Annotated in this window: 12 protein-coding genes; 2 read left to right on the forward strand and 10 right to left on the reverse strand. The window is 42.4% G+C overall.

What is annotated here, in order from left to right; genetic code table 11:
* Positions 1–308 (reverse strand): hypothetical protein (locus GBV73_RS09435; RefSeq protein ID WP_152878644.1); only part of this gene is annotated, 308 nt, incomplete at its 3' end.
* A gap of 111 nt (positions 309–419) precedes the next feature.
* On the opposite strand from GBV73_RS09435, the gene GBV73_RS09440 reads away from it, so the two are divergent.
* The gene (locus GBV73_RS09440; protein WP_042700625.1) at positions 420–566 is read left to right on the forward strand and encodes a C2H2-type zinc finger protein; all 147 of its coding nucleotides are present in this window, start codon (positions 420–422) and stop codon (positions 564–566) included.
* A gap of 82 nt (positions 567–648) precedes the next feature.
* Here GBV73_RS09440 and GBV73_RS09445 read toward each other — a convergent pair whose 3' ends face one another.
* Both GBV73_RS09445 and GBV73_RS09450 read right to left on the reverse strand, forming a co-directional pair.
* On the reverse strand, positions 649–1,671 hold the full coding sequence (locus GBV73_RS09445; RefSeq protein ID WP_083965039.1) for a cell wall-binding repeat-containing protein: 1,023 nt from the start codon (positions 1,669–1,671) through the stop codon (positions 649–651).
* Between the two features lie 34 nt (positions 1,672–1,705).
* The gene (locus GBV73_RS09450; protein ID WP_042699344.1) at positions 1,706–2,383 is read right to left on the reverse strand and encodes a metal-dependent hydrolase; all 678 of its coding nucleotides are present in this window, start codon (positions 2,381–2,383) and stop codon (positions 1,706–1,708) included.
* A 299-nt stretch (positions 2,384–2,682) separates the two neighbouring features.
* On the opposite strand from GBV73_RS09450, the gene GBV73_RS09455 reads away from it, so the two are divergent.
* On the forward strand, positions 2,683–3,882 hold the full coding sequence (locus GBV73_RS09455; RefSeq protein ID WP_152880979.1) for a proteasome-activating nucleotidase: 1,200 nt from the start codon (positions 2,683–2,685) through the stop codon (positions 3,880–3,882).
* 114 nt (positions 3,883–3,996) lie between these two features.
* Here GBV73_RS09455 and fni read toward each other — a convergent pair whose 3' ends face one another.
* The 7 genes from fni to GBV73_RS09490 form a co-directional block, all read right to left on the reverse strand.
* On the reverse strand, positions 3,997–5,109 hold the full coding sequence (fni, locus tag GBV73_RS09460) for a type 2 isopentenyl-diphosphate Delta-isomerase (RefSeq protein ID WP_152880981.1): 1,113 nt from the start codon (positions 5,107–5,109) through the stop codon (positions 3,997–3,999).
* 66 nt (positions 5,110–5,175) lie between these two features.
* Positions 5,176–5,619: a hypothetical protein gene (locus GBV73_RS09465; RefSeq protein ID WP_152880983.1), complete on the reverse strand. Its 444-nt coding sequence runs from the start codon at positions 5,617–5,619 to the stop codon at positions 5,176–5,178.
* A gap of 15 nt (positions 5,620–5,634) precedes the next feature.
* Positions 5,635–6,027, reverse strand: coding sequence for a hypothetical protein (locus tag GBV73_RS09470; RefSeq protein ID WP_152880985.1), 393 nt, complete (start codon positions 6,025–6,027; stop codon positions 5,635–5,637).
* Positions 6,028–6,079: 52 nt separating this feature from the next.
* Entirely contained in the window at positions 6,080–6,772 is a 693-nt protein-coding gene (locus GBV73_RS09475; RefSeq protein ID WP_152880987.1) for a hypothetical protein, read from the reverse strand.
* Between the two features lie 10 nt (positions 6,773–6,782).
* Positions 6,783–7,361, reverse strand: coding sequence for a hypothetical protein (locus GBV73_RS09480; protein WP_042699323.1), 579 nt, complete (start codon positions 7,359–7,361; stop codon positions 6,783–6,785).
* Positions 7,362–7,635: 274 nt separating this feature from the next.
* Positions 7,636–8,067, reverse strand: coding sequence for a hypothetical protein (locus GBV73_RS09485; protein WP_042699320.1), 432 nt, complete (start codon positions 8,065–8,067; stop codon positions 7,636–7,638).
* Positions 8,064–8,855, reverse strand: a complete 792-nt coding sequence (locus GBV73_RS09490) for a hypothetical protein (protein WP_152880989.1) — start codon at positions 8,853–8,855, stop codon at positions 8,064–8,066. The genes GBV73_RS09485 and GBV73_RS09490 overlap by 4 nt, the downstream gene beginning before the upstream one ends.
* Positions 8,856–9,184 lie beyond the last annotated feature (329 nt).

Consider the following 9,184-nt stretch of genomic DNA (forward strand, 5'->3'; position numbering starts at 1 on the left):
TTCTCCCAGTTGTGGAGGGTTGAGTAGTGAATGTTTGCTCCGAAGAATTTTCTGCCGTAGTGCTGGGCGTCTCTGAGGGGTAGGTTGTAGTATTGTTTAAAGAGGAGTATTGCCAGTATTGTTTTTACTGGAAATTTTTTGGATTTTGGCAGGTTCTTCAGCTTTCCTTCTGATTCGAAGTCTGCTAAAACGTCAAGAATTGCGAATGCCACGCTTTCAGGGTCTTTGAGTCTGTGATCCCATCTGGGGATCACGACAACCACCTGAAAGAATTCAGCAAAAACCCTAATAAAGGTTACTATAAACACGCCCCTGCAGAAGATGGGATATTTAAAGGTAAAAGGAAACAGGATATGGATTTAATGGTGGGGATAAAGCTTAAAAATTAATCACTAAATTAGGGCATGGGGTGGAGGAGAATGGCGGTGCTTAAGGCAATAAAGCTCAAGGACAGGGATGGGGAGATTCTCTTTAGATGCCCCAGGTGTGGTATGGTCTTTAGAAGGAGTAAAGACTACACCAGGCATATAAACAAGGCCCACGGGCACCTCTTTAGAAAAGAGTGATTTTGTTCTTCTCTCCTTTTATATAAGGGATGAAGAAAAGTCAGGACGCTGAAGTGTGATGAACGGTAGGGCTTTCTGACCTTTATTCCTTAAGGTCTATTTCTTTCACAAGCTTGACGATGAAGGTCTTGCCAACTTTCTCTCTCTCGATCAGCTGTTTCTTTTCGAGCTCTTGGATTATTCTGCTCACTGTTGGTCTTGAGTAACCGGTAAGCTCTGGGAGATCCTCTTGTTTCACTTTCCCACCCTGTTCCATCAGGGCTTTTACAACGATTCTCTCTTTTTCTGTCAGCACTTCTACAGGAATTCTGTTGGAGTACCATTTCTTCTTTGCCCAGTATAGGGTTATTGGCAATGCAATTGCCAGCGATAACACAGCACCTATGAGGGAGTACTTATATGGGGACGGCTCCTCTGGCGGAGATACCGGGGGCTTTTCCACGTTCTTGCCAAGCCAGTAGGTTTGGTATCCCATATTTCTCAACTTTGCTTCAATAGTTTCGTTTAACCCTGTTCCAACCAGAATGACAAGTTCTGGCTTTAGATTGTCCAAACCTATAACTGCATGCTCTGAGAGGTCATTTTCTAAAGTCAGCAAAAGCGGTAAGGAATACTCCATTGCAAACTTTGATGCGGCGAGGGCGGAGCCGTAATCTAAAGCACTAGCTAACACAACTGCTTCCGAGCCATGGGGATAAAAGTGAACGGCCAATTTTTCCGCTGTTTCAGTCCTTACATCTCCACCTATCCTGGTGACGCTGTACCCCATCTTAAGGAGTTCATCCTCAACTTCCTTGCTGACCGCGTTTGAGTTCCCAACTATCAGGATTTTTTTCCACCCCAGCTGGATGTACGAATAAAGCTGAGCCCATGTTTTTTCATCCAGCTTTTGGGGATCAACGGGAAGAACAGGAATATTAAGGAGTCTTGCATACGGCTGTACAGTAATATAATCTATAAGATCGTCGTTTCTAACTATTATCAGATCATACTCAGGCCTATTTTCCTCTTGCTGGGCATAAATAGGAACAGCTATGAAAGATACAATAATCAAAGTTGCCACGAGTGCCAGTGCAATGTACTTAGTCTTCAATCTGCTCACCAGATTGAACCTAAAAAAGAAAGTTTAAAAGGTTTTTTCAAAGCTCAAAGGCCTCTCCAGGTTTTAGTATGATGACCTCTGCCTTGTCTCCAACAAGTTCTTTGAACTCCTCTGGGTTCTTAGCTATTGGTGGGAAGGTTCCGTAGTGCATTGGGATGACGTATTTTGGCTTGAGGAGCTCAACTGCTTTTGCAGCTTCTTTGGGCCCCATTGTGAAGTGCCCTCCAATTGGAAGTAGAGCAAGGTCTATTCCATAGAGTTCAGCAAAGAGCTCCATGTCCTTGAAAACGTAAGTATCTCCTGCGTGGTAGATTTTCTTTCCTTCGAGTTCTATTATGTATCCGCAGGCATTTCCAATGCTGTATTTTCCGTCGCTGCTTGAGTGCCATGCTGGAACCTGAACTATTTTAACGCCATCAACCTCAGTTGGGCCATAGTTCATTCCTACTGTTGTTATGCCCCTATTGCCCTCCACGAGGTAGTTGGCTATGTCGTACATTGCAACTATCTTCGCTCCTGTCCTCTGGGCTATCTTTACTGCATCCCCGAGGTGGTCTCCATGTGCGTGGGTCACAAGAATAAGGTCAACCTTATCAAAGTCCTCCGGCTTTGCTGCTGCCGTTGGATTTCCGGTTAAGAATGGGTCTACCAGTATTCTCTTTCCATCTCCCTCTATCTCAAATGCCGCATGCCCCAGAAACCTCACTTTCACCATCTCATCCACCTCCATAAACGTCCAAGTTCAAATAATAACAAAAGATTACTTAAACCTTTCGACCAATTTGGATGTGGAGTTTGTCTTTTCCATATGCTATTAGCCAGAATCAAGGCCATGATTGCTAATTTATCCACAGAGAGAATTTTGCGCTTTTGAAGAAGCATTCATAAACCAAAAGTTTATAAGCTTTCTGCAATTCCTATTCACAGGGAGATTGCATGGATAGGTTAAATGTTAATGCTATAAAGAAGTTCTTCTTAACAATCATATAAAACATATAAAAGGAGGGTTAGAGTATGAGTGATGTTGAAGATATTAATGTGAAGCACGAGGAGGAGTATGACGATTACGTTTACTATCTCAAGCGTAGAATAAGGCAGCTTGAACTCCAGGTGAGAACACTTGAAGCTGACAAGGAGAGACTTGAGAGAGAGCTTTCACGCTTAAGGATGGAGATGTCCAGACTAAGGCAGCCTCCGGCCTTTGCTGGCACTTTGATTGAACTTTTGGACGAGGATAGGGCAATTGTTCAGAACTACAACGGGCCGAGATTCGTTGTTAGAATCGCCCCATGGATAGAGAAAGAAAAGCTAAAGCCCGGTGCCAGAGTTGCCCTGGATCAAAGAACAATGGCAGTTATAGAACTTTTGCCTTCCCAAAAGGACCCATCTGTACTGGGATTTGAGGTAATTGAGAAGCCAAACGTTTCTTACAATGACATAGGTGGGCTGAAAAAGCAGCTTATGGAGCTAAGAGAAGCCATAGAGCTCCCCCTCAAGCACCCCGACCTCTTTGAAAAGATCGGAATTGAGCCACCTAAGGGTGTTCTGCTCTACGGTCCCCCCGGTTGTGGGAAGACCCTAATGGCAAAGGCAGTAGCCCGTGAAGTAAATGCGGCCTTCATAAGGGTTGTTGGCAGCGAGCTCGTAAGGAAGTACATAGGAGAGGGCGCAAGGCTTGTCAGCGAGCTCTTTGAATTAGCAAGAGAAAAAGCACCTTCGATAGTTTTCATTGATGAAATCGACGCAATAGGTGCGAAGAGACTTGACGAAACAACAGGTGGGGAAAGGGAGGTTAACAGGACTTTAATGCAGTTATTAGCTGAGCTTGACGGATTTGACCCAAGAGGTGACGTTAAAGTTATTGCTGCTACAAACCGGCCTGACATCTTAGACCCTGCCCTGCTCAGACCTGGAAGGTTTGATAGGCTGATAGAAGTCCCATTGCCAGATTTCACGGGAAGACTGGAAATCCTTAAAGTCCACACAAGGAAGATGAACCTTAAGGGCGTTGACCTTAAAGCCATAGCGGAGATGACCGAAGGGGCAAGCGGTGCCGACCTTAAGGCCATCGTAACTGAAGCTGGAATGTTTGCAATTAGGGCGAGAAGAGAATACGTAACACACGAGGACTTCATAAAGGCTGTTGAGAAGGTTCTTGGCTCTGAAGAGAAGTTAGCCCACCAGATGGCTTCACATGAAGTTATGTACGGCTGATTTCTCTTTTATTTCATTCTTTATTGAAGTTTTTAGGTTGCTTTTCAGATTTTTGGAATATGGGGTAAGAGCAATAACTGTCAATAAAAAAACAAACAAAAAATTTGAAACTGTTTAGGCCCTCTTTTTCAAGAACTCCCACAGGTCAATCCTCTGCTCAAGCCATTCCCTTGCAAAGCCCGTAATCACAAGCGGCACTTTTCTGAGTTCTTCAACGTTTCTCGCACCCACAAGGAACATTGCATTCTTCAGCTCGTCTATGTAGCGCTGGAGGATCTTAATCACTCCCTCCACGTCTCCCTTTACTGCCGGTTTGAGCAAGGGCAAAGCGACTCCTGCTAAGTTTGCTCCAAGTGCCAAAGCCTTTGCAATCATTATGCCGTCCCTTATCCCGCCGGTGGCAATTATTGGGAGTTCCGTTGCATAGCGAACTTCAGCCACGCTTAAAGCCGTTGGAATTCCCCAGTCCCAGAACTTTAAGGCAAGATTTCTACTCCTTTCGTCCTTTGCCCTGTAGTACTCAACACCGCTCCAGCTCGTGCCGCCGAGCCCACCGACATCTATTGCATCTACACCAATGCTTTCTAACCTTATCGCGACTTCCATTGAAACTCCCGCGCCGGTTTCTTTGGCTATTATTGGGTAGGGGAATTCACTCTTAAGCTGTGCCAAAGCTTTCAAAACTCCTCTGTACTGGGTATCTCCTTCAGGTTGGACGCTCTCTTGCAGGGGATTCATATGAATAGCCAAAGCATCAGCTTGAATTGTTTCAACGGCTTTTAGAGCTTCCTCAACTCCATAACGGTTTGGCATTGTCTCGGCAAACTGGGGCGCACCTAAGTTGCCGACCAAAAAGACATCTGGAGCTACATCTCTAACGTAATAGCTCTCCCAAGTTTCCGGTTTTCTTATCATTGCCCTCTGGCTCCCAACCCCCATTGGAATGTTCAGCTCTTGAGCGGCCTTGGCAAGGGTTTTGTTTATTTTTCCAGCAAGCTGTGAGCCTTTAGTTCCTCCTGTCATTCCAGCGATCATTATTGGGTAGTCAAACTTTCTCCCGAGGAACTCGACGCTCATATCAATCTCATCTTTATCAATTTCCGGAAGAGAAATGTGGACAAAGTGGATATTTTCGAATTGATTCGTTACATGAGCCTCAACTTGCCGTTTTAAACAGTGCTCGATATGCTCAAACTTCCTGATTATCGTGAGCTCCTCCTTGTCCATAAAAGCACCTCCTAAATGAAAAGTGCAAGAATAAGTTAAGAGGTTTTTGGGTGCCCAAGGTTTCTATTAGTTAGCACTTTTCCTGAATAGCTTTATAGCAACGTGAATCCATACTAATATCAAAGCAACTAAACCCACCAGAAAGAGGAGTGCCCCTAGATATATGATAAGCTCCGGTCGTTTGTAACTCCCATATGATAGAAGGTCTCTCTTCATACCAATAACAGCTAAACGATGTCCAGTATATACTGCCAATACCAAGAAAAAGGTGACAACTAAGTTCACTACAAGATCTACATTCTCACGATAAAATATACCAAAAAGTAGCAGTATTCCACCTATCACGAAGAAATATGTGGCGACGCCATAAGTAAGCTCAACCGTATCAGGGTCTTCAAAATACGGGTCGTCCTTGTTAAGCTGATAATCTACGGCATATACTACTCCCAGAATAATTAAAAGGACAGCTGTACCTTGCATCAAGCCTTTAATTATACTCCTTATCTGCATAGTATCACCTTAATATTAATTCTCATCTCCACTGTCTTTCGCTCCAAACCACAAGAGAAGTATATTTCCAGTTGCAAGCGTAAAAACAACAAGGGAAATCAATTCAGGTATCCTAAAAAGTATTCCCCTAGTAAGGGTATGTATTAGTGGTTTAAAGCCGAGAAAATAGAAATAAAATGCCACAAATCCGAGCACTAAACTAGCGAATACTTTCAAAACAAAAATTTTCAAATTAATAAAGGAAATCAATGCTATGAGAATGCTCAAAAAAAGAATTAACTGGACAAATCCTATAACTTCAGAAGGAAAAGCTATACCAACTATAATCTGAATGCCATAGTATGCTCCGATGCCAAAAAGAAGTAACGCTAAAAGCCTTATCAGAATTTTAAGCAAAGAGGTATTCATTTTTGTGACCCCCTGTCTCTAAAATAAATTGTAAAAAAAGAAACCCTAAGCTTTACTTGTTTTTTGCTTTAAGAATATATTTCTCATAATACCACCAAAAGTCTTCGATAATCACTTGTTTTATTTCATGTTTTTCTGCAACGTCTCTTGGTCCAACGTTAACGTCAAAGACATCCTTTGACTTTAAAATTCTTACCAATTCCTCTTTTGGTGCAATAACTTTTGCCGAAATAAAGCCTTCAATTAATCTAAATTCCTTGATTCCACTTTTCTCCTTGAGTTCTACTCTCAACTTTTCTTCTAGATGCTCTAGTTCCTTCGACTCATTTACTTCCATAGGGTATGGCATCTGACCAATGCCTTTAGGATATGATTTATATCTCACAGCAACAATCTTAACATTATTTCCTAAAAGCCTCAGTAACTCTGACTTCCTAAGGGGTCTCTTAAACGTAATTGTAGCACTAACAACCTCTCCATCTCTTAAGCTATTCAAACGTTCTTTGTTCTGTTGAACGAAAGCAAGAAGTTCCTCCTTACTGGTCACATTTGGAATAACAGCAAAGTAACCATTTCTAACCAAAACAACCTCATGTTGAAGTTTTAGGACTCCCATATTCTTACTGTATGGAATAACAGTCTCCGGGATACTACTTGTGTTTCGTAGAGATGAAGCTTCAAGCAACAATGTCGATGATACTATTAATAGCACAGCAAATACTCCCAATATTATGGTTTTTCTCATTTTCATCACCTCAAGCTCCTTCAGTTTGTTCAGTCATTACACACCAATCAAGTCTCCCAAAGTCACAGAATGGCCAACCTCTGCCACAATATTCGGACTCGCTCCATAAAGTGAAAGTGGTCCCCCTATCCTCCGGATCCCTCCAGAATTCTACATACACAACGTACCAAGTGTCTGGACTAAGGTCTTCAGGGCTTAGTATTTTAAGTTCGAACTCCTCATCTCCTCCAGAGTCTGCTTCTTCTGTCCATGTATCAGTAGGGTTTGGAAGTGTAGTCCAGTAAGAACCCACGACGATTATATCTCCCCACTCCCCAATTGTCATATAGTCCCAGACATCCCTATCTCTTCTAATTTCGTATTGATAATATGCATCTAGTGCCAAAAATGCCTCTAAATTTTCGTAATACCAAACAAAACTTTGCTGTGTTTCTGCATAATTTGGAGAATCTGGATAAATAATTACGCTAACAGAAGTCCACGAGCTTGGTGCCCAATTACAATCTGTACAACTGCCATCAGCTATTACTTGTTGTATCCCTACAGCAATTAGTAACAATCCAATAAGTAGTGCAAGCAATCTTTTCATGCTTGCACCCCCATCAAAATATTGCAATAATATTTTTAACTTTAAAACTTATAAGTTTTTCCATACTTCTCTTTTACTAGTTGTAATTTGTTACGCTTTTTTTTTTCGTGAGTTCTTACTTTCCAACCGAATCTTCAAGAACCCAATTAATCAAAAGAAACCCAAGTAAAAGAATGAACAAAAAAGAACTTATTGGATAGCATCCTCAATCCTAAGCTGATTTTTATTGCTGTTGCCACCTACCTGCCGGGATGCAGGTTATACCACAGTTATTCTAATATTCTGCTTTGCCAGTAAGCTTCATCACCCAGTAATGCGGAACATCAGGATGATTAGCATCGGCAAGCAGTTTCGCGTACACTAATGCCCAGACAAGTCCTAATAATAACAAGAGGGGAATACTCTCACCAAAGTACTTCTCCACGGTTGCCGCAGTGATGGCAACCCCACCACCAAAATACCTCGTAATCAACAACCTTACCGCGTACCCACCACCCCTCCACCCATACTTTTTAATAAGCGCCTCCCTCTCTTTATCATACAGGAGCAGAATGTAGGGGCTCATGACGAGCGAATACAAAACGCCAAATTTAAATCCAAATTGAGGATCAACAGTACCAAAAATCAAACTAAGCATTTCTGCCGAGATTATTCCAATCAAAAAATTATGAAGAAAACGAGCCAAATAAAGATCTCCCTCATTCATTCTTTATCCCCCAGGATGCTTGTTGGACAAATCTCCCCAATGCATGGAGGATTTGGAGGAGGATAGCTTCTCTCTGGGTACGCATCATATGAAATTTCAACTTGTGCCTTGATATGCTTTTCCCAGCCTCCACTAAAATGACTGCCAAGGAGTTCACTTATGCCCCATGAAACAGTTCCGGATATTACTTTAGAGCCTGTTGTCCCAAACAAAGCCTCAGCAGTCTCTGTTGGGAAGAAAAGAGACATTCCAATACTCACAGTTAGTCCTACGGCATCTGAACCATCCCATGTGTGATAATACAGTTCTAAAGTCGTTAATTCCATCCCTTGATATTCCTGCTTTGGGTGAACTCCAACATAAACAATTCCTCCCGGAACGTCGTCATCAACTGGAATTTTAATTTTAGCAAAAGTAAATTCATAATCCCCGATGAGCTTTGGATTCAGATCCATGCTAATAATAGGAGTTCCCACTGAAGATTTATACTCATCCCAAACACTCACGTATACATAAGGAACGTCATTTTCAAAAAGTCGCTTCCATTCTCCATTAATTTTGATTTCCCATGGAATTTCTATTACAATATAGTCCTTACTTCCATCAAAAATCTCGGTTAATCCATCCCAGTGCCACCAATATGCCAAGTAGATGGTACCTCTGTAAACATAAGATGAATCTGGATCAAATTCAAGGTGAAGCTGATCTTTATCTCCAAAATATTGGGGCTGTATGGGCTCCTTTTGTATTGGTGCTGCCATTGCACTACCAGCCGTCACTCCAACCATCAGCAGTCCCAACAGGACTGCCAGCAACCGTTCTGCCTACCCGTAAAGTGTGTGTAGGGTGTTAATTTCGTAACGGGTAGGCTTCCAGCCTCCCGTCTTCATTGGCTGGCTTTCGGGGGGAACGGAGACTCCCCACATCTTCAAGGCTCTCGACAGTCCCCATTCGGGCTTGACAAACCCCACATTCTGGGAACTGCTTCACCACAAGGAAGTATAATTAGAGACTATTTAAAAATTACGGAAAACAAAAGAGATACTGTTAGGATAAGCTGTGGGGTGTCAGGTTTAAGTTACTGGCAGTACTTTAGAAAAAGAAGGGGGAACATGAA

Source organism: Thermococcus sp. 101 C5, from assembly GCF_009372125.1.
Lineage (GTDB): Archaea > Methanobacteriota_B > Thermococci > Thermococcales > Thermococcaceae > Thermococcus_A > Thermococcus_A bergensis.